General features: G+C 70.5%; 18 protein-coding genes. 2 read left to right on the top strand and 16 right to left on the bottom strand.

The window, feature by feature from the left end; genetic code table 11:
* Window positions 1–26 precede the first annotated feature (26 nt).
* The 9 genes from AB0K73_RS07435 to AB0K73_RS07395 form a co-directional block, all read right to left on the bottom strand.
* Complete coding sequence (locus AB0K73_RS07435; protein WP_360512190.1) at window positions 27–1,166, bottom strand: HAMP domain-containing sensor histidine kinase; 1,140 nt, start codon at window positions 1,164–1,166, stop codon at window positions 27–29.
* Window positions 1,163–1,906 carry a response regulator transcription factor gene (locus AB0K73_RS07430; protein ID WP_360512188.1) on the bottom strand — a complete coding sequence of 248 codons (744 nt, stop codon included), beginning with the start codon at window positions 1,904–1,906 and terminating at the stop codon, window positions 1,163–1,165. Before AB0K73_RS07430 ends, AB0K73_RS07435 begins: the two co-directional genes overlap by 4 nt.
* Complete coding sequence (locus tag AB0K73_RS07425) at window positions 1,896–2,636, bottom strand: cytochrome c biogenesis protein CcdA (protein WP_360512186.1); 741 nt, start codon at window positions 2,634–2,636, stop codon at window positions 1,896–1,898. The genes AB0K73_RS07430 and AB0K73_RS07425 overlap by 11 nt, the downstream gene beginning before the upstream one ends.
* Complete coding sequence (locus tag AB0K73_RS07420) at window positions 2,633–3,166, bottom strand: thioredoxin family protein (protein ID WP_360512184.1); 534 nt, start codon at window positions 3,164–3,166, stop codon at window positions 2,633–2,635. The genes AB0K73_RS07425 and AB0K73_RS07420 overlap by 4 nt, the downstream gene beginning before the upstream one ends.
* Window positions 3,167–3,186: 20 nt before the next feature.
* Window positions 3,187–3,642, bottom strand: coding sequence for a hypothetical protein (locus AB0K73_RS07415; RefSeq protein ID WP_360512182.1), 456 nt, complete (start codon window positions 3,640–3,642; stop codon window positions 3,187–3,189).
* A 303-nt stretch (window positions 3,643–3,945) separates the two neighbouring features.
* Window positions 3,946–5,133: a M20/M25/M40 family metallo-hydrolase gene (locus tag AB0K73_RS07410; RefSeq protein WP_360512180.1), complete on the bottom strand. Its 1,188-nt coding sequence runs from the start codon at window positions 5,131–5,133 to the stop codon at window positions 3,946–3,948.
* 74 nt (window positions 5,134–5,207) lie between these two features.
* Window positions 5,208–6,677: an SPFH domain-containing protein gene (locus AB0K73_RS07405; protein WP_360512178.1), complete on the bottom strand. Its 1,470-nt coding sequence runs from the start codon at window positions 6,675–6,677 to the stop codon at window positions 5,208–5,210.
* 95 nt (window positions 6,678–6,772) lie between these two features.
* Window positions 6,773–7,243, bottom strand: a complete 471-nt coding sequence (locus tag AB0K73_RS07400) for an NfeD family protein (protein ID WP_360512176.1) — start codon at window positions 7,241–7,243, stop codon at window positions 6,773–6,775.
* A gap of 104 nt (window positions 7,244–7,347) precedes the next feature.
* Complete coding sequence (locus tag AB0K73_RS07395; protein ID WP_360512174.1) at window positions 7,348–8,109, bottom strand: hypothetical protein; 762 nt, start codon at window positions 8,107–8,109, stop codon at window positions 7,348–7,350.
* Window positions 8,110–8,189: 80 nt separating this feature from the next.
* Here AB0K73_RS07395 and AB0K73_RS07390 point away from each other — a divergent pair, with 80 nt between their 5' ends.
* Window positions 8,190–9,968 (top strand): bifunctional 3'-5' exonuclease/DNA polymerase, encoded by a 1,779-nt coding sequence (locus AB0K73_RS07390; protein WP_360512172.1) that lies wholly within the window; start codon window positions 8,190–8,192, stop codon window positions 9,966–9,968.
* Here the strand turns inward: AB0K73_RS07390 and AB0K73_RS07385 are convergent.
* A complete protein-coding gene (locus AB0K73_RS07385; RefSeq protein WP_360512170.1) occupies window positions 9,947–10,606 on the bottom strand; it encodes a helix-turn-helix transcriptional regulator in 660 nt (219 codons plus the stop codon). The genes AB0K73_RS07390 and AB0K73_RS07385 overlap by 22 nt on opposite strands.
* Before the next feature lie 220 nt (window positions 10,607–10,826).
* Here AB0K73_RS07385 and AB0K73_RS07380 point away from each other — a divergent pair, with 220 nt between their 5' ends.
* Complete coding sequence (locus tag AB0K73_RS07380) at window positions 10,827–11,348, top strand: DUF3145 domain-containing protein (RefSeq protein ID WP_360512167.1); 522 nt, start codon at window positions 10,827–10,829, stop codon at window positions 11,346–11,348.
* 144 nt (window positions 11,349–11,492) lie between these two features.
* On the opposite strand, the gene AB0K73_RS07375 is transcribed toward AB0K73_RS07380, so the two are convergent.
* The 6 genes from AB0K73_RS07375 to aceE all read right to left on the bottom strand — a co-directional run bounded on the left by AB0K73_RS07375 (window position 11,493) and on the right by aceE (window position 19,136).
* Entirely contained in the window at window positions 11,493–12,728 is a 1,236-nt protein-coding gene (locus tag AB0K73_RS07375; protein WP_360512165.1) for a beta-ketoacyl-[acyl-carrier-protein] synthase family protein, read from the bottom strand.
* Between the two features lie 78 nt (window positions 12,729–12,806).
* Complete coding sequence (locus tag AB0K73_RS07370) at window positions 12,807–13,055, bottom strand: acyl carrier protein (protein WP_056731598.1); 249 nt, start codon at window positions 13,053–13,055, stop codon at window positions 12,807–12,809.
* A gap of 66 nt (window positions 13,056–13,121) precedes the next feature.
* Window positions 13,122–14,126, bottom strand: coding sequence for a beta-ketoacyl-ACP synthase III (locus AB0K73_RS07365; RefSeq protein WP_360512162.1), 1,005 nt, complete (start codon window positions 14,124–14,126; stop codon window positions 13,122–13,124).
* 32 nt (window positions 14,127–14,158) lie between these two features.
* Window positions 14,159–15,082, bottom strand: coding sequence for an ACP S-malonyltransferase (locus AB0K73_RS07360; RefSeq protein ID WP_360512160.1), 924 nt, complete (start codon window positions 15,080–15,082; stop codon window positions 14,159–14,161).
* Window positions 15,083–15,185: 103 nt separating this feature from the next.
* The gene (locus tag AB0K73_RS07355; RefSeq protein WP_360512158.1) at window positions 15,186–16,358 is read right to left on the bottom strand and encodes a helix-turn-helix domain-containing protein; all 1,173 of its coding nucleotides are present in this window, start codon (window positions 16,356–16,358) and stop codon (window positions 15,186–15,188) included.
* 51 nt (window positions 16,359–16,409) lie between these two features.
* Complete coding sequence (gene aceE, locus AB0K73_RS07350) at window positions 16,410–19,136, bottom strand: pyruvate dehydrogenase (acetyl-transferring), homodimeric type (protein WP_360512156.1); 2,727 nt, start codon at window positions 19,134–19,136, stop codon at window positions 16,410–16,412.
* Window positions 19,137–19,295: the final 159 nt, after the last annotated feature.

The raw sequence follows: 19,295 nt of genomic DNA, 5'->3' as shown, positions 1-19,295 counted from the left end.
AGCGATCGATGGTTGGCAAGCGGCGGTCAGTCGGCGGCGGTCGTCGCCGGCAGCTCGATCTCGACCCGGGCACCGCCCTGCGAGCGGTTGGCGGCGGTCGCATCGCCACCGTGTGCTCGGGCGATGCCGCGTGCGATCGCCAGTCCGAGTCCGGCACCGCCGGTGAGGTCGACACGGTGTGGTGAGCGAGCCGCAGACCCGCGCCATCCGGCCTCGAATGCGTGCATCGCTTCGCCCGGCGCGAAGCCCGGACCATCGTCCTCGACGGCGACTCGTACCCGATCGCCGTCGCCGCGGACCGTCACGAGGACGTGCCCGCCGGGGGAGACGTGCTGCAAGGCGTTGGCCAGCAGGTTCGCGATGGCCCGAGTGAGCTGGCCGGCATCGGCATCGACGACGCCCGGTTCGGCCGCAGTGACATCGAGTCGGATACCCGCCGCGTCGGCGAGCGTTCGCAGGTCGGCTGCGGCGTCGCTGGCGACGTCGGCCAAGGAGACGCGTTCGCGCCGCGGCGCAAGCGTGCCCGCCTCGATCTGAGAGACTGCGAAGAGGTCGGAGACGAGCGCGTCGACCCGCTCGACCTGCGCCGTGATCTGAGCGAGGTAGCGGTCGGGCTCGGGCGCGAGGCCGTCCTGCAGGGCTTCGGCCTGCGCGCGGATGCCGGCCAGCGGCACGCGGAGGTCGTGCGCGATCCGCGTCACGAGGTCGTTCCGCGCGCGCTCCTGTCGTGTGATCGCGTCTCGGGCGGCGCGCAGCCGGGCGTCGGATGCCGCGAGCTGGTCGAGCACGTCGCGGAACTCCTTGACGGGGAGCGGCCGTTTCTGCACCGGCACGTCGTGCCCGAGGTCCTCCGCTGCGGCCGTGAGTGCCCGCGCCGATCGTGAGATCAGCGATCCGAGGATCGACGCCGTGATCACAGCGACCGTGCCGCTGGTCACGGTGATCGCGATCGTGACGCGCGCGTCGTGCTCGGAGAGGTACATCGCCTGCGCGGCGACGAGGACGCCGCCGACGACCGCGGCGACCGCGGCGACCACCATCGTGATCAGGTGCACGACGATCGGCGCTCGGGAGATCGATCTCAGCACCATCCATGCCGTCGCACCGACGGCGGCGGCGATGGCGGCCGACAGGGCGATGACGAGGATGAGGTCGGCGCCCGTCATGGTGCCTCCTCGGGATCGTCGAACCGGTACCCGTACCCCCACACGGTCACGAGCAGGCGCGGATGTGCGGCATCCGCCTCGACCTTCTCGCGGAGACGTCGCACGTGCACGGTGACGGTCGAGAGATCTCCGTGGCTCCAACCCCACACGGCGCGGAGGAGTTCCTCGCGCGAGAACACGCGCCCGGGCCGTCGCGCCAAGTACGCGAGCAGGTCGAACTCGCGTGCCGTCAGCGACACGGGCGTTCCCGCGTGATCGACCGTGCGTGCGGTCGTGTCGATCCGCAGCCCGGCGCGCTCGATCAGCGCGGCGACCGACCCCGGCGGCGCCGTGCCCGCTGCCTCGACCGCGAGCGACCGGCGCAGCACCGTGCCCACCCGGAGGGTCAGCTCCCGCGGCGAGAACGGCTTGGCGAGGTAGTCGTCGACGCCGGCCTCGAGCCCGGCGATCCGGTCGACCTCGCCGCCGAGCGCGGTGAGCATGATCACGGGCACCTGCGAGACGGCACGGATGCGTCGGCACACCTCGATCCCGTCGACACCCGGCAGCATGCGGTCGAGCACCACCAGGTCGGGACGATCTCGGTCGACCGCGTCGAGCGCTGTGAACGCGTCGGCGGCCTCGTGCACGCGAAAGCCCGCCTGCTCGAGGTAGCTGCGGCACACCTCGAGCACCGTGGGGTCGTCGTCGACGAGCAGCACCAGCCGCCCGTCGAGGAGCGGGTCCGCGTCAGCCGCCACCGATCACCTCCTCGAGGTCTGCGATCGGATCGTACAGCCCCGCGTCGAGGATCCACGTCTGCAGCTGCTTGTCGAAGCCGGTGATCACGATGATCCCGACCGCGATGAAGACCACTCCGATCGCCCGGCGGAACCAGCCGTCGGGATTCGCGAGCCAACGCAGGCGGCGCACCAGCCGCCGTCCGAGCAGCGCGATGAGCAGCAGCATGCCGGCCAGGCCGATCGCATAGGTGATGACGTACGCGACCCCTTCGGCGAACGACACCGGCAGCACCGCCGCGACGATGAGCGCGTAGGTCGGGCTGCAGCTCGAGAACACCGGACCGAGGGCCGCGCCGGTGAGGACGTCGCCGCCCACGCTCTGGCGCCGCACGGACCGATCGAGCATCGCGCCGCTGCGCGCGCCAAAGCCGAGCGCACTCGACACGCGGTCCCACAGCCGCGGGAACAGCAGGTCGACGCCAAGCAGGATCACGATGCCGCCGGAGATCACTTGCCACACGTGCGGCGGGATGCCGAGCAGCGCGGTCGTCGCCTTGAGCAGCAACGTGAATGCCACCACGGATGCCGCGAGCGAGCCGGCGATGATGTACGGGCGCCACTTCGCGCGACGCTCGTCGCCGTCCCGAACGATCGCCCCGCCGACGACCACCGGCAGCAGCGGCAGCACGCACGGCGCGGCGACGGTGAGGACACCCGCCGCGAACGCGAGGGTGAGCGAGGCGGTCACGGGATCGCGGCGACGAGCGACTCGACCGACGGGTCGTCGTAGAGGACGACGCTCGTGATCATCTCGCCCGCGTCGTCGACGAACACGATCGTCGTCTGCAAGGTCACGCCGTACCGCTGGCGCAGGTCCGTGCGCGAGTCGTAGTCCACCTTGAACACCGTGAGCCCGGCCGGCGCGCCCTCCGCGCGGAGGTCTTCGTCGAGGGCACGGCACTTCGGGCACCAGCTCGCGTGGAAGAACAGCGCCTTCGGGCCGGCCGTCGCCTCGATCACGCCGTCCTCGTAGTCGAGGTACCCGCCCCCGGCGTTTTCGCCGTCAGCGTCGGCGGCTTCATCATCGGTGGATGCCTCGGGCGTTTCGGTCTCGTCGACCATCGCATCGTGGGTGGACGCGTCGGCCTCTGCGGTCGCGGCGGGGTCGGCGCTCGTGCCGGAGGCATCCGTCGTCGCACAGCCAGCGAGGGCGAGGGCGCCGACGAGCAGCGCAATCACGCCCACGGGTCGTGCCGGTCGGTGTGCTCGTGCGTGCATCGTGGTCCTCGTTCCCGGGTTCAGTCGTGCAACGGGATCACCGGGCAGGTGAACGACGCGACGATCCCCACGTCCACCACGGCGCCGGCGTTCATCGCCGTCATCAGCTCGGCAGCGGAGTCGAGCACGCCGTTGCCGTCCGCATCGCCGGCATCGACCGCGGCGGCGTATCCCGAGGGGAAGTCGAGTGCGTGCACCATCCAGCGCCCACCGTTGTAGTCGGCGTCGCCGGGCGCAGCCGTCGCCACGTTGCGTTGCACTCCGCCGAAGTCGTAGATCACGTCGAAGGAGTGCTCGGGCGCGTCGGTACCGGACAGGTCGTTGGGAGTGGCCGCCGTGCGGTAGAGCACGCCATCGACATAGAAGGCGGGCCCACTGACGCCGCCGGCTCCGACGGCCTGTGCCGATACCGGCGCGAGGACCAGGGCCGCCGCGGCGACCGCCGTGAGCGTGATCTGAGAGATTCCAGCATGCATGAGAGGTTCCTTCCACCGGCCGGAGGCCGGCCGACTCACCGGCCAGGGCCGGGCAGGCCGTGTTCAGCCTGCCTCACCAGTCCATCGCCGGAACGACGCCGACTCCATGGCGATGTCCTTACGGAGTGATGACGGATCGACGCCCACGGGAACACCCTGCTCCGACCGGATTTCATCCAGTCGTCGACCCGGTGTTGTCGGAAGCGTCGCCCGTTCTCACCACGGCCTCGTGGATCGGTAGTCCGGCTTCGCGGTCTACTTCCTCACGGAACAGATCTCGCCGACAGTGCGATCGAGTCGCGGTCACGCCGGGTTCAGGAAACGGCTGACTGCGGCCTCCACCGCGACGGGGAACCGTTGCAGCTGGTCGAGATCGACCCACTCGTCGACAGCATGCAGACCCCCGCCGGCGGGACCGCAGACCACGGTCGGCACGCCCGCCGCTTGCCACAGGGCGGACTCCACCCAGTACGGCGCGCCGACCACCTTCGGCTCGTGCGACCCGGCGGTCGCGAGCGCGTCGGCGAGAAGGCCACTGTACTCGGCTGCCGTGCCGGAGTCATCGACCTGCCACGCTGCACGAGCGGTCGAGCGTCGAACGGATGTCTCGAGCCCCGAGGTACTGGCAGCAATCGGGTCGACGATCTCGCGTACCTCGTCGAGCACCACCGCCATCGACTCGCCGGGCAACGTTCGGCGCTCCACGACGACGTCGGCACGGGACGCGACGGTGAACGGGGCCGTGCCGGCCCGAACCACGGTCGCCATCATCGACCCATGGCCGAGGAGCGGATGCCCCCGACGTCGGCCGATCGCCCGATCAGCCGTCGCGATGCCGACGAGGAGTTCGCCGAGCGGGGCGATCGTGTCGACGCCTTCGGCCGGTTGCGAGGAATGGGCTGCCTTGCCCCTGAGGCTCACATCAACGACCGCGAATCCGCGGTGTGCTCCCGCGAGGTCGAGCCAGGTCGGCTCCGCAATGAAGCAGAGGTCCATTGCGACGTCGCGTCCGGTGAGATCCTGCAGGACGGACTCGGCGCCGACACTTCCGTCCTCCTCGTCGGCGACCAGCGCCACCACGATCATGCCCGGCACGTCCGCGGCGGCAAGTCGCTCCGCCGCCACGACGAGCCCCGCCACCCCGCCCTTCATGTCGCTGGCGCCGCGGCCGTACAGCCGGTCAGACGTGAGGCGCGCAGTGAAAGGGTCAGTCATTCCCTCGACTCCGACGGTGTCGAGGTGCCCGTTCAGCACCACGGTACGACCCGGGCGGGAGCCGACCCGAACGGCGATCACGCTGACCCGCGAAGGATCGGATACCGCCGTGATCAACCGAACGACGAATCCTGCGGCATCCAGTCGGTCACCCAGATACGCGGCGATACGAGCCTCTCCTGCACTACCGGGAACGAGACCCGGGTTCACCGAATCGATGCCGATCAGCTTCTCGGTGAGCTCAACGGTCGAAGCAGCGAGGTGGTCGGTCGGCATTCGAGCACGATACCCGACGCCTCGTCGACACAGCATGATGGGCGACGGCCCGAGAGCCGTCGCCCATCGTCGCGTCAGTCGCGCGCCGCGTCGAGCTTCGCGTCGGCCTTGACGAGCTGGCCGGCCGCGAGCCCCGAGAGGATCGCGCCCACGTCGAGGCCGGTGAGCGACTTCACGACCTCGGTGCCCTCGCCGAGCACCTGCCCGACGGTCTTCGTCACGGCGCTCGCGCCGTCGGTCGAGACCACCGTGAGGGTCTTGATGTTCGAGATCGGCTCTGCCGCGGCCCGCACGATCTCGGGCAGGCGCGAGATGATCTCCTGGGCGAGGGCGGCCTCGCCGTACTTCTTCAGCGCCTCGGCCTTCGCGTCGGTCGCGGCGGCGTCCGCGAGGCCCTGGGCCTGCACGGCCGCAGCGCGCGCCTCGCCGTCGGCACGGATACCGGCGGCGAGCGCCACCTGGCGGTCGCGTTCGGCCTCACCCGAGAAGCGCACGGATGTCGCGGCGGCCTCGGCGTCTTGCACGGCGGCCACCTTGTTCGCCTCGGCGATCTTCGTGCGCTTGAAGGCCTCGGCCTCGGTCGACGCGTTCGCCGCGTCCCGCTTGGCGGTGGCGCGCTGCACCTCGGCGTACGCCTCGGCCTCTGCGGGCTTGCGGATCTCGATGTCGAGGCGCTCCTGCGTCACGAGCGCCTGCTCCGAGAGGGCGTCGCGCTCCTGCACGGCCACGAGCTTGTCCTGCTCGGCCTTCGCGAGCTGGCCGGCGGCCTCCGCCTCGGCGTTGGCCCGGTCGGTCTCGGCCTTGATGATCGCCTGCTTGAGGCTCAGCGCCTTCTGACGCTCGGCGATCTGCTCCGCCGCCTCGATACGTGCGAACTCACTCGCCCGTGCGGCCTCGGCCTCGCTGACCTCGGCGACCTGTCGGGCGCGCGCCGCCTCGGCACGACCGAGGTTCGCCAGGTAATCGCTGCCCGGCGTCGAGATGTCGGAGATGTTGAGCAGGTCGACCTGGAGACCCTGCTCGACGAGGTCGGTCTTCGTCTCGGCGACGACCCGGTCGGAGAGCCCCTTGCGGTCGGAGATGATCTGCTCGATCGTCATGTCGCCGATGATCGAGCGCAGGGACCCCTCGAGCGACTCCTTGATGATCTCGGTGAGGGCGCCCTGCTGCGAGAGGAATCGCTGCGCGGCACGCCGCACGCCCTCCTCGGTGCCGCTCACCTTGAAGTTGATCGACGCCTTGATCGCGATCTTGATGCGGTTCTTGTCGACGCCCTCGACGGTGATGCCGATCTGGCGCTGCTCGAGCGAGATCGGGAAGCCCTGCTGCAGGATCGGCCACACGAAGGTGCGACCGCCGATCACGACGCGCTGGCCGATCGGGGCCTCGCCGGGCGTGGGTCGGCCGGCGCCGCGGCCGACGATGACGAGTGCCTCGTTGGGCGGCACGCGGCGGATGCGGCGCGCGATGAACACGAGCAGCGCGAGGAGCGCCACGGCGATCGCGAGGACGGCGATCACCTGGATGAGTTCGGGGGAGAGCATGGGGTCCTTTCAGGGCATTCGGCGGAGGGGTGGGGCGGGGGAGGTGCGGGTCGTGCAGGTACTCGGCGATGCGCCAGTGCGTGTGGCCGCGCGAATCAGGCCGCGGTGACCTTGACGCGCGTGCCGACGTGCTCGACGACGCGGACGCGCGACCCCTCGGCGATGGGGGCGTCGGAGTAGGCGAGCCGTCGTTCGATCTCGGCGGGGCCGTCGAGGCTGACCTCACCGCCCGCGGGGGAGACATCCGACCTCGCGACCCCGGTGAGCCCGACCGCCGACTGCGGCACCCCGTCGGAACTGCGGCTGAGGTTGCGCACCATGAGTACGCTGAGCACGTACGCGACGACGGCGAGCACGAGCGAGAGCACGTAGGCCCAGATGAGGTCGAGCCCGCTGCTGACGGTGAGTGCTCCGGATGCGCCGAACACGACCAGTCCGACTGACAACGCCGTGCCCGAAATGGCCCCGTCGCCGACCTCGAAGTGGTCGAAGATGTCACCGAGGATGAGCGAGATGAGGAGCAGCACGAGGCCGACCCCTCCGACGATGAGGAACGGAAGGAGCACTGACGGCCTCTCTGCGCGGGAGCCCGCGGCGGGCGCGGCTGGACCCCACCTTATCGGCGCGCGGGGAGCGGACGCATCCGTTCTCCCCACTGCGTTCACGCGAGTCAGGAGACGGCCGGATGCCCCAGCGCAATCGCGTCGACGGCCGCATCACCGCGGATGCGCCGCATCCGCTCGACCACCTCGTCGGCGACGGCCGGCGTCAGCTGCCGGCACACGATGCTCTGCGGGCCGATGGCCTCGAGGCCGCCCGCGCGGATGCGGATGACCTCCCAGCCGACCTCGCGGAGCGCGTCGTCTTTGTCGAGGTCGGATGCCTCCTTCAACCCCAGGTGGGCCCGTCGAGATCGACCGGGGTCGTCGTACTCGACGGCGATGCGCAGCGGCGGCACGATGACGTCGGGCCAGACTTCGCGGCGTCCATAGAAGGTTCGGGCGATGTGGATGGCGTTCACCCGATGATTGAGGCGGATGCGTTCGCCGAGCAGGGTCTTCAGTCGCTGCTCGGTCTGCGAGGTACGGGTTCTGAGCGAGGGGTTCATGAACGGCACGCCCGCCTCGCGCAGGGCCGCGGGTGCGACCGCGCTCTGGCGGCACTTCGCGCAACCAGTGCCCGTGAGCACCTCGCGCACCGTTGCGGCGTACCGATCGTGGCCGCGAGGGCACTGCCACTCGTAGGCCGCGCCGACGCGCGTCTCGCGAGCGAGTGCGCGACGCTGCGGCGGGGCGACCTTGCGCAGCAGCTCAGCGCGTGAACGATGCGTCTCGTCGACCAGCATGCAGAGCGGGCAGACGCGACGCAGGGCCACCACGCCCGCCTCATCGGCGTCGGCGCCGTGCCCACAGCGGAAGCTCACCGCGACCATCGTCGCGCCTCGGTTGGGTCCATGCCTCCATGGTGACCGGAGCCGCCGACACTGTCAGCGGCGGCGGCAAGAATGGATGCGTGCGGATCGTCGTCGGGCAGGGTGAGGCGGGCCTGGTCCGACTCGTCGACCCGGCCCATCCGGGCGAGGCGCTCGCGCAGGTCGCCGCCGACGAACTGCCCGAGGTCGTGCGCGCGCTCGAGACCTCCCATCCGCGGTGGGTGTGGCTCGATGCCCGGCTGTGGTACCCACGGTTGCTGCAGGCGGGCGTGCGCGTGCAGCGCTGCCGAGACCTCCGGCTCGCGGCCGCCATCCTCGACCGGTCGGCGGCCACGGCCACGGCCCGCGAGGCGGGCCGCCATGCGCGGCCGGAATGGATGCCGCCGGGTCCAGCCGAGGCGCAGCCCACCGCGAGCCCGGCCACGGCCACGGGGTCGGCCCACAGCACGCTGTTCGACCTCGACGAGTTCGAACCGATGGACGCCTCAACCCGCGACCCGGCGCGATCAACCGGCGCCGTCGACACCGAGGCGATGCTCGCCGAACTCGCCCGCCAGGACGCACTCGTCGCCGAGAGCACGGATCCCGGCGCGCTGCGGCTCCTCCTCGCCGCCGAATCCGCAGGAGCGCTCATCGCGGCTGAGATGCAGGCGGCCGGCGTCCCGTGGCATCGGTCGGTGCACGAGCAGGTGCTCACCGCCGAACTCGGAGCACGACCCACGCCCGGTCGCAAACCCGAACGCATGGAGGCGCTCGCGGTGCAGGTGCGCGAGGCGCTCGGCGTGGCATCCGTCAACCTCGACTCGCAGGTCGACCTGCTGCGGGCGCTCCGCCGGGCCGGCATCCAAGTCGACTCGACCGCGAAGTGGGAGCTGCGCGAGCACGAACACCCCGCGATCGAACCGCTCCTAGAATACAAGAAGCTCGCCAGGCTGCTCAGCGCGAACGGGTGGGCCTGGCTCGACGAGTGGGTCGTCGACGGGCGGTTCCGACCCGAGTACGTCCCGGGCGGCACTGCCACCGGACGCTGGGCCACCTCGGGCGGCGGCGCCCTGCAACTGCCGAAGAACGTGCGCAGCGCGGTCGCGGCCGACCCCGGGTGGACGCTCGTCGTCGCCGACGCGGCACAGCTCGAGCCTCGCGTTCTCGCCGGCATGGCCCGCGACGAGGCGATCGCCGGGGCCAGCCGGGGTCGCGACTTCTACCGCGGTCTCGTCGACGCGGGCGTCGTCGCGACGCGCGAGGAGGCGAAGTACGCCATCCTCGGCGCCATGTACGGCGCGACCACGGGGGAGAGCGGACGCCTCGTGCCCCGTCTCGCCCGCGCGTACCCGAGAGCCATGGCGCTCGTCGATCGCGCAGCGCGCGAGGGCGAGCGGGGCGGCACCGTGACGACGCTCCTCGGCCGTTCGTCACCGCTCCCCACGGCCGAGTGGCGTGCCGTGCAGGCGCGCGCCAGCGAGCCCGACGCGACGGCGTCCGACGAGCGCCGTGCCCGATCGACCGCCCGCGACTGGGGCCGCTTCACCCGCAACTTCGTCGTGCAGGGGAGTGCCGCGGAGTGGTCGCTGTGCTGGATGGCCGGCCTGCGTGGTCGGCTCGAGCAGCTGGCCGCACGCGTCTTCGACGAGACACCTTCGGCTGCGGCTTCCGGCCCCGTCTTCGCCCGCGCGCCGCACCTCGTGTACTTCCTGCACGACGAGATCATCGTGCACTCGCCACGCGAGGTCGCCGACGAGGTGGCCGCCGCCGTCGAGGAGGCCGCGCGCGAAGCGGGCACGCTGCTCTTCGGCGACTTCCCGGTCGAATTCCCGCTGGATCTCGCGATCGTCGACAGCTACGCCCTGGCCGACGCCTGAGCGGCGTCGCCCGTGTCGACGTCGGCGCCGACCGCCGTCGCGCTGCCCGGGCGCCGGCCGCGCCGTGGGCGCTCGGAGCGAGGTGCGAACGGGCGCCGCTCCGCACGACCGACCGAGTCGAGCCACGAGAGCGCGGCCTCGGCACGGGCGACGTCGGCTGCCGCCGCGAGACGACCGAGCGCGGCCTCACCGACGTCGGCGTCGACCCCCGGCCCGTTGCGCTCGGTCGGTGGGGGTGGCATGCCGGCGGCGACGGATGCCTCGTCACGTCGCGTCACCCACCGCGCACGCTCGGCCGCCACGACGGCGGCGGCATTCCAATCGGGGAGCGACTGCGCGATGAGGACGCGATCGACGGTCTCGTCCCACGAGTCGGCGCCCGCGGCATCCGCGCCCTCGAGCCACGCCGCCGCCGCCGCGCGCCCGGCCGCCGTGAGCCGGTGCAGCGGAAGCCCGTCGTCGGTCGAGCCCGCCGGCTCGACGAGCCCCTGCTTCGTGAGCCGCTCGAGCGTGGCGTAGGTCTGACCGACGTTGATCGCGCGCCGGCCGCCGGTGCGATCGGCGAGGCCCCCGTGCAACTGGAACCCGTAGGCGGGACCCGCGGTCAGCAGTGCGAGCAGTGCGTCGCGCACGGCCATGCGACCTCCGACCCGAAGGGGAACGATTCACCGAGTATATGGTTTTCGGCGCCTCGCCGCGATCACCGCAGCGTCCCCCGAAGGGGCATGTGCGCCTTGTCTCCCGTGCGAATCCGAGGCATACTCGTGCATGACGGCTCGCCGTCCACAATCGAACACCCGCTTTTCCGGTGGTTCCGAGGTCGTAGGGGAAGACGCACCTCGAGAACGGAGAACGGAGATGGCGGAGAAGATCACGCGGGCTGCGCGCGCCGCGCGAGGCGTGCTGTTCGTGCACTCCTCGCCGAAGGCGATGTGCCCGCATGTGGAGTGGGCGGCAGGCCGTGCGCTCGGCAGCGCTGTGAACTTCGACTGGGCCGAACAACCCGTGTATCGCGGCCTCATGCGTGCCGAGTTCTACTGGGAGGGCCCGCCCGGCACCGGCGCGAAGCTCGCGTCCGCGCTGCGTGGCTGGGAGCAGCTCCGATACGAGGTGAGCGAGGACCCTGCGCCGGGCTCTGACGGCGCTCGGTGGATGCACACTCCCGAGCTCGGGGTCTTCTTCGCACAGACCGATTCCGCCGGCAACATGGTCGTGCCCGAGGATCGCATCCGGTACGCCATGGAGCTCGCCGGCCACGACGCGGTCGAGCTGCACCGTGAGCTTCGCCTCGCGCTCGGGCAGGCGTGGGACGACGAGCTCGAACCGTTCCGCCACGCGAGTGACTTCGCTCCGGTCGTCTGGTTGCACCAGGTGGGCTGAGCGAACCCGCCGCCCGCGGTGGCGCGACGCGTGGTCGGATGATCCTTCCCGGCGACGCACGACCGAAACCGCGGGCCGCGCATGAGAAGACCCCGGCACCCTCTGAGGGACCGGGGTCTTCTCGCGTGCTGCTGGCGCGTGGGCTCAGGCGGTTCGGAACGCCGCCACGGCGTTGTGCCCGCCGAAGCCGAACGAGTTCGAGATCGCGATGAGGTCGCCGTCGCCCAGCGCACGCGGGGAGGTGACGACATCGAGTGGGATCTCGGGGTCCTGCTCCGTGAGGTTGATGGTCGGCGGAGCGGTGCGCTCGTGCAGCGCCAACGCCGTGAATACGGCCTCGATCGCGCCGGCGCCACCGAGCAGGTGACCGGTCGACGCCTTCGTGGCGGTGACCGCGATGCCGTCGAGCGCGTCGCCGAACACGCGTCGCAGCGCGTTGTACTCGGCGATGTCGCCGACCGGCGTGCTCGTGGCGTGCGCGTTGACGTGCGCCACGTCGGTGAGCGCCGCACCGGCGCCCTCGATGGCCTGCTTCATGGCTCGCGCCGCCGCCGATCCCTCGGGGTCTGGGGCGGTGATGTGGTAGGCGTCGCTCGTGATCGCACCGCCGAGCAGCTCGGCGTAGATGCGGGCGCCGCGCGCCTTCGCGTGCTCCTCGGTCTCGACGACGAGCGCCGCGGCGCCCTCGCCGAGCACGAACCCGTCGCGGGCGACATCGTACGGCCGGGATGCGATCGCGGGGTCGTCGTTGCGACGCGAGAGGGCCTGCATGGCGGCGAAGGCCGCGATGGGCAGCGGATGGATCGCGGCCTCCGAGCCGCCCGCGATGACGACATCGGCGAATCCCTGCTGCAGGTGGTCGTAGGCGTTGACGAGGGCCTCGGTACTCGAGGCGCACGCGGAGACGACGGTGCGGATGCCGGCACGGGCGTGCAGGTCCATGCCGATCGCCGCGCCCGGCCCGTTGGGCATGAGCATCGGTACGGTCATGGGCAGCACGCGACGGGGGCCGCGCTCGCGCAACGTGTCCCATGCGTCGAGGAGGGTCCAGACGCCGCCGATGCCGGTCGACCAGTCGACGGCCAGGCGCTCGGGGTCGACCTCGGGGGCGCCGGCGTCGGCCCAGGCCTCGCGTCCGGCGATGAGCGCGAACTGGCTGGACGGGTCGAGGCGCTTCAGCTCGTGGCGCTCCAGGATGTCGGCCGTCGCCACCTTGGCGGTGGCGGCGAACCTCACGGGGAGCTCGAGCTCCGTGGCCCACTCCTGTTCGAGGTGGCGGGCGCCGGACTCACCGGCGAGCAGCGCGTTCCAGCTGTCGCGGGCGGTTCCACCGAGCGGCGAGGTCGCGCCGATCCCGGTGATCACGATCTTCTTGGTCATTCGAGAGCACTCCGTCGGAGGGGAAGGTCATGCGGAAGGCGGGCCGCACGCACGTCGTGCGACCCGCCCGAGCAGCGACTAGGCCTGGGCCTTGACGATGAAGTCGACGGCGTCGCCGACGGTCTTGAGGTTCTTGACCTCTTCGTCGGGAATCTTGACGTCGAACTTCTCCTCGGCGTTGACGACGATCGTCATCATCGAGATGGAGTCGATGTCGAGGTCATCGGTGAACGACTTGTCCAGCTCAACCGTGTCGGTCGCAATGCCGGTCTCGTCGTTGATGAGCTCGGCCAGGCCGGCAAGCACTTCTTCGGTGGACAATGCCATTGTTCTTCTCCTTGGGGGGTGACTCGTTTGACCGAGACACAGTCTAGATGGACGTTCGTCGGCGGTTCAGGGCAGAACCACCACTTGGGCGCCGAACACGAGTCCGGCCCCGAAGCCGATCTGGAGGGCGAGGCCCCCCGAGAGCTCCGGATGCTCCTGCAGCAACCGGTGGGTCGCGAGAGGAATCGAGGCGGCCGAGGTGTTGCCGGTCGTCGCGATGTCACGGGCGATCACGACGGACTCGGGCAGCTTCAACTGCTTCGCGAACTCGTCGATGATGCGCATGTTGGCCTGGTGGGGGATGAACGCGGCAAGGTCGGCGCTGGTGACGCCCGCGGCATCCAGTGCCTGCTTCGCGACCTTGGCCATGTCCCACACGGCCCAGCGGAAGACGGTCTGGCCCTCCTGGCGGAGGGTCGGCCATTCCGACCGGCCCTCGCGGAAGTCGGTGAGGGTGCTGTTCATGCCGACGGCGTCGGCCTTCGAGCCGTCTGAGCCCCAGATCGTGCGGGCGATGCCCGGGAAGTCGCTCGGACCGATGACCACGGCACCGGCGCCATCGCCGAGGAGGAACGAGATCGAGCGATCGGTGGGGTCGACCACGTTCGAGAGCTTCTCGGCGCCGATCACGAGTGCGTAGTGAGCGACACCCGTGCGGATGAGCGCGTCGGCCTGGGCGATGGCGTAGGCGTAGCCTGCGCAGGCGGCGTTGGCGTCGTAGGCGGCGGCCGGGTTCGAACCGACACGGTCGGCGACCACGGCGGCCATCGAGGGCGTCTGCTGCACGTTCGAGATGGTCGCGACGATGACGAGGTCGATGAGCTCGGGTGCGACGCCCGACTTCTCGATGGCCTCACGCGCGGCATCGGTGGCGAGGTCGACCGCCTCGACGTCGGCTCCGGCACGCGTGCGCGTGATGATGCCCGTGCGCTGCTGGATCCACTCGTCCGACGAGTTGATGGGTCCGACGAGGTCGTCGTTCGGAACGGCGTTCTCGCCGCGCGCAGCGCCGATCGCGTAGATGCGGGTGTAGGCCGGGCCGTGCGACTGCTGCAGGGTGGGTTTCGTCATGCTCTCGTGTGTGCCTCTCGTCGTGCCCGGAATCAGGCGGCCTGCTCGATGAGTTCGATGGCGGCCGGCAGGTCGTCGGGGCTCTTCACGGCGACGGTCGGCACGCCCTTGAGTGCGCGCTTGGCGAGGCCGACGAGGGCGCCCGCCGGCGCCACCTCGATGAGACCGGTGATGCCGGCGTCGGCGAACGATTCCATGCAGCGGTCCCAGCGCACGGGCGACGAGACCTGCCCGACGAGCAGGTCGACGAATGCGGTGCCGGATGTCACGCGGCTGCCGTCGTGGTTCGTCCAGAGCGTCACGCCGGGGTCGGAGACGTCGTGGTTCTCGGCGGCCACCGCCGCGAGGCGCTCGACCGCGGGACGCATGTACCGGGTGTGGAATGCGCCCGCCACCTGCAGCGGGATGACCCGCGCTCCTGCGGGGGGCTCCGCCTTCAATGTCTCGAGCGCGTCGATCGCTCCTGCGACCACGATCTGGCCGCCGCCGTTGACGTTCGCGGGCTCGAGCCCGAGCTCGTCGAGCCTGGCGAGGAGGGCCTGTTCGTCGGCGCCGATGACGGCGCTCATGCCGGTCGTCGCGAGCGCAGCGGCATCCGCCATCGCTCGGCCGCGCTCGGCGACGAAGTGCATCGCGTCTGCCTCGCGCAGCACGCCGGCACCGACGGCTGCGGTGATCTCGCCGACGGAGTGGCCCGCAATGCCGCCGACACGTTCGGCACGGCCGCCGTCGAGGAGGGCGTCGAGGGCCAGCAGACCGGCCGCGACGATGAGCGGCTGGGCGATGGCGGTATCGCGGATGGTGTCGGCGTCACTGACGGTTCCGTGGGTCGCGAGGTCGACGCCCGCGGCCTCGGAGAGCCCGTCGAGCCGCTCGGCGTAGGCCGGGTCGGCGAGCCAGGGGGCGAGGAATCCGGGGGTCTGCGAGCCCTGTCCAGGGCAGACGACGACGATCACCCTCCCTATCCTGCCAATCCTCTTGTGGGCGAGTGTGTGTCGATGCGACAAGCTCTCGCGGAAAGCCTTGTGCGTGGCCGACATGACGCGCACGCACCGCGGGTCATGACGGGCGCCGGCGCGGCTGGTGCTCGTGGTCGCTCATCGACCCGATGATGAGCGCGGACTGCAGGATGAGCGCCTCGCGCGCCCCAGTGGCGTCCCACCCGATCACGTCGGACACGCGCTTCAGCCGGTACCGCACCGTGTTGGGGTGCACGAAGAGCTCGCGGGCGGTCGCCTCGAGTGACCGCCCGTTGTCGAGGTAGCTCCAGAGCGTGGTGAGCAGCTCGGTCGAGTGCGCCTGCAGCGGGCGGTAGATGCGATGCACGAGCGTCGCACGTGCCAGCGGATCGCCGGCCAGCGCACGCTCGGGGAGGAGGTCGTCTGCGTGCACCGGACGTGGCGCGTGCCGCCAGGAGCGCGCCACCGCGAAGCCCGCGAGTGCCGCCTTGGCGCTCTTCGACGCGTCGACGAGGTTCGGCACCTCGTGGCCGAGCACGAGATGGCCGGGGCCGAAGTGCGGTTCGAGCTGGGTGGCGATCTCGAGGAACGTGAGCGCGGGCGCCGCACCCGTCGACTCCTCGGCCTCGGGGTCGAGCGGGTCGGAACGGCCGATCACGAGGACGAGGCGGTTTCCCTGCACGCCGATGAGCACGTCGGCGTGCATGTGGCGCGCCGCACGTCGCACGTGGTCGACGTCGAGCTGCTTCGGCGCCGTGCCGACGAGCACCGCCACCTCGCCATGACCGTGCCAGCCGAGTGCCGCGATGCGGCTCGGCAGTTCGTCGTCGTACTCGCCCGAGAGGATGGAGTCGACGACGAGGGCCTCGAGGCGCGCGTCCCAGAGGCCGCGCGCCTCGGCGGCCCGTGCGTAGACGTCGGCCGCGGCGAACGCGATCTCACGCGAGTAGAGCAGGATCGCCTCGCGCAACGGCTCCCCGCCGTCCTTCACGACCCGATCCTCCACGACCTCGACCGTGACGCGGATGAGCTGCAGCGTCTGCTGCAGGCTCACCGAACGGAGGAGCTCCCGCGGAGCCGCGCCGAACACATCGGCCGCGATCCACGGCGTCGACTGCGGGTCCTCGAACCACGCGATGAACGACGAGATGCCCGCCTGTGCGACGAGTCCCACCGCAGAACGTCGGCTCGGCGGCATGTCGCCGTACCACGGCAGCGTGTCCTCGAGGCGCTTCAGCGTCTGGGTCGAGAGTTCACCCGCGATGGTCCGCAACCATGCCAGTGTCTCCGCTTTCGTCCTCGCCTTCGCCACCTCGTTCGCCTGCTAGCTCTCGCCGCCGGCCGTCCCGGTGGTGCCGGCGTTCACGTCGTGCAGTCGGTACTTCTCGATGGCCCGGGCCGGAAGCGACCGATCGACCTCGCCGCGCTCGGCGAGGAGCTCGAGCGCACGCACGACGATCGACGGGCCGTCGATCTTGAAGAACCGACGAGCGGCCGGGCGGGTGTCCGAGAAGCCGAACCCGTCGGCGCCGAGCGTCGCGAAGTCACCGGGCACGTAGGCGCGGACCTGGTCGGCCACGGCGTGCATGAAGTCCGACACCGCCACGACCGGACCCTGCGCGCCAGTGAGCTTCTGCGTGAGGTACGGCGTGCGACGTTCACCGTCGGGGTGAAGGAAGTTGTGCTCGTCGGCGGCGAGGCCGTCGCGGCGGAGCTCGGTCCAGCTGGTGACCGACCACACATCGGCGGCAACGCCCCAGTCGACCTCGAGGAGGTGCTTGGCTTCGAGGGCCCACGGCACGGCGACACCCGACGCGAGCAGCTGCGTCTTGGGGCCCTGCACCTGCGCATCGGCGATGCGGTGGATGCCGCGCACGATGCCCTCGACGTCGACGCCCTCGGGCTCGGCGGGCTGCACGATCGGCTCGTTGTACACCGTGAGGTAGTACATGACGTTGGGCTCGGGGTGCGAGCCGCCGTACATCCGGTCGAGTCCCGACCGCACGATGTGGCCGATCTCGTAGCCGTAGGCCGGGTCGTACGAGACCACGGCCGGGTTCGTCGCGGCCAGCAGCAGCGAGTGGCCGTCGGCGTGCTGGAGGCCCTCGCCGGTCAGCGTCGTGCGGCCCGCGGTGGCGCCGATCATGAAGCCGCGCGCCATCTGGTCGCCCGCCGCCCAGATCGCGTCGCCCGTGCGCTGGAACCCGAACATCGAGTAGAAGACGTAGATCGGGATCAGTGGTTCGCCCTGTGTGGCGTACGACGTGCCGACGGCCGTGAACGCCGAGACCGCGCCGGCCTCGTTGATGCCGACGTGCAACATCTGGCCCTGCGCGCTCTCCTTGTAGGCGAGCAGGAGTTCGCGGTCGACCGAGGTGTAGTGCTGGCCGTTCGGGTTGTAGATCTTGGCGTTCGGGAAGAACGCGTCCATGCCGAACGTGCGCGCCTCATCGGGGATGATCGGCACGATGCGGTGGCCGAAGTCCTTCGACCGCATCAGGTCTTTCAGCAGCCGGACGAACGCCATGGTGGTGGCGATCTCCTGTGTTCCCGAGCCCTTCTTGGCGATCGCGTAGGCCGAGTCGTCGGGAAGGGTGATCGCCGTGTGCGTCGTGCGACGCTCGGGCAGGTAGCCGCCGAGGGCGCGACGACGCTCGTGCATGTACTGGATCGCCTCGTCCTGGTCGCCGGGGTGGTAGTACGGCGGCAGGTACGGGTTCTCCTCGAGCTGCGCATCGGTGATGGGGATGCGCATGGTGTCGCGGAACGTCTTCAGGTTGTCGAGCGTCATCTTCTTCATCTGGTGGGTCGCGTTGCGACCCTCGAAGCTCGGTCCGAGGCCGTAGCCCTTGATCGTCTTCGCCAGGATGACCGTCGGCTGGCCCTTGTGCTCCACGGCCGCCTTGAAGGCCGCGTAGACCTTGCGGTAGTCGTGGCCGCCGCGCTTGAGGCCCCACACCTGGTCGTCGGTGAGGTCCTTCACGAGCTCGAGCGCGCGCGGGTCGCGGCCGAAGAAGTTCTCGCGCACGTAGGCACCCGACTCGGCCTTGTAGGTCTGGTAGTCGCCGTCGGGCGTGACGTTCATGAGGTTGCGGAGCGCACCGTCGGCGTCGCGGGCGAGCAGGTCGTCCCACTCCCGGCCCCAGACCACCTTGATGACGTTCCAGCCGGCGCCGCGGAAGAAGCTCTCGAGCTCCTGGATGATCTTGCCGTTGCCGCGAACCGGTCCGTCGAGGCGCTGGAGGTTGCAGTTGATCACGAACGTGAGGTTGTCGAGGCCCTCGTTCGCGGCGACCTGCAGCTGGCCGCGGCTCTCGACCTCGTCCATCTCGCCGTCGCCGAGGAACGCCCACACATGCTGGCCGGAGGCATCCTTGATACCGCGGTTGGTGATGTACTTGTTGAGCTGAGCCTGCCAGATCGCGTTGATCGGGCCGAGGCCCATCGAGACCGTCGGGAACTCCCAGAAGTCGGGCATCAGCCGCGGGTGCGGGTATGACGAGAGGCCGTTGGGGGCGTGCGACTTCTCCTGGCGGAACCCGTCGAGCTGATCGGTGTCGAGTCGGCCCTCGAGGAACGCGCGGGCGTACATGCCGGGGGAGGCGTGGCCCTGGAAGAAGATCTGGTCGCCGCCGCCGGGGTGGTCCTGACCGCGGAAGAAATGGTTGAAGCCGACCTCGTAGAGCGAAGCGGATGACGCGTAGGTCGAGATGTGGCCGCCCACCGCGACGCCGGGCCGCTGCGAGCGGTGCACGGTGACCGCCGCGTTCCAGCGGATCCAGGCGCGGAACCGGCGCTCGATCTCCTCGTCGCCGGGGAACTCGGGCTCGTTCTCGGGAGCGATGGTGTTGAGGTAGTCCGTGGTCGGCACCATCGGCACACCGAGGTGCAGCTCCTTCGAGCGCTTCAGCAGGCTGAGCATGATCTCGCGGCCGCGTTGGTGCCCCTTCTCGGAGACGAGAGCGTCAAGGGATTCGGCCCATTCGGATGTCTCCTCGGGATCGGAGTCCATCGATGCGACCGAGTAGGGGTCCTGGTCGTTGACAGTCACACTCGACCTCTCTCTTCAGCAGATCATGCCTGCGGGTGTGGGGCGTGCGCACGACGGAGAGACCGGATCACGGCCGCGTGGCACCACGCCATCCTAGTGATTCTATGCCTCGTATGCGGGGGCTAGGCTGGGTGCCCGTCATGCCGCGCGAACACTGGA

The organism is Agromyces sp. NPDC052230 (genome assembly GCF_040679595.1).
Classification (GTDB): Bacteria; Actinomycetota; Actinomycetes; order Actinomycetales; family Microbacteriaceae; genus Agromyces.
The sequence above is the reverse complement of the archived record's forward strand: the minus strand, read 5'-3'. Positions and strand labels throughout refer to the sequence as shown.

What these genes read in the sequence shown, in the direction of transcription:
- AB0K73_RS07375 (WP_360512165.1), bottom strand. Translation starts at nt 12,728, where the DNA reads ATGACCAAGAAGATCGTGATCACCGGGATCGGCGCGACCTCGCCGCTC.
- AB0K73_RS07435 (WP_360512190.1), bottom strand. Translation starts at nt 1,166, where the DNA reads ATGACGGGCGCCGACCTCATCCTCGTCATCGCCCTGTCGGCCGCCATC.
- AB0K73_RS07420 (WP_360512184.1), bottom strand. Translation starts at nt 3,166, where the DNA reads ATGCACGCACGAGCACACCGACCGGCACGACCCGTGGGCGTGATTGCG.
- AB0K73_RS07405 (WP_360512178.1), bottom strand. Translation starts at nt 6,677, where the DNA reads ATGCTCTCCCCCGAACTCATCCAGGTGATCGCCGTCCTCGCGATCGCC.
- AB0K73_RS07415 (WP_360512182.1), bottom strand. Translation starts at nt 3,642, where the DNA reads ATGCATGCTGGAATCTCTCAGATCACGCTCACGGCGGTCGCCGCGGCG.
- AB0K73_RS07395 (WP_360512174.1), bottom strand. Translation starts at nt 8,109, where the DNA reads ATGGTCGCGGTGAGCTTCCGCTGTGGGCACGGCGCCGACGCCGATGAG.
- AB0K73_RS07410 (WP_360512180.1), bottom strand. Translation starts at nt 5,133, where the DNA reads ATGCCGACCGACCACCTCGCTGCTTCGACCGTTGAGCTCACCGAGAAG.
- AB0K73_RS07365 (WP_360512162.1), bottom strand. Translation starts at nt 14,126, where the DNA reads ATGACGAAACCCACCCTGCAGCAGTCGCACGGCCCGGCCTACACCCGC.
- AB0K73_RS07385 (WP_360512170.1), bottom strand. Translation starts at nt 10,606, where the DNA reads ATGGCCGTGCGCGACGCACTGCTCGCACTGCTGACCGCGGGTCCCGCC.
- AB0K73_RS07370 (WP_056731598.1), bottom strand. Translation starts at nt 13,055, where the DNA reads ATGGCATTGTCCACCGAAGAAGTGCTTGCCGGCCTGGCCGAGCTCATC.
- AB0K73_RS07380 (WP_360512167.1), top strand. Translation starts at nt 10,827, where the DNA reads ATGGCGGAGAAGATCACGCGGGCTGCGCGCGCCGCGCGAGGCGTGCTG.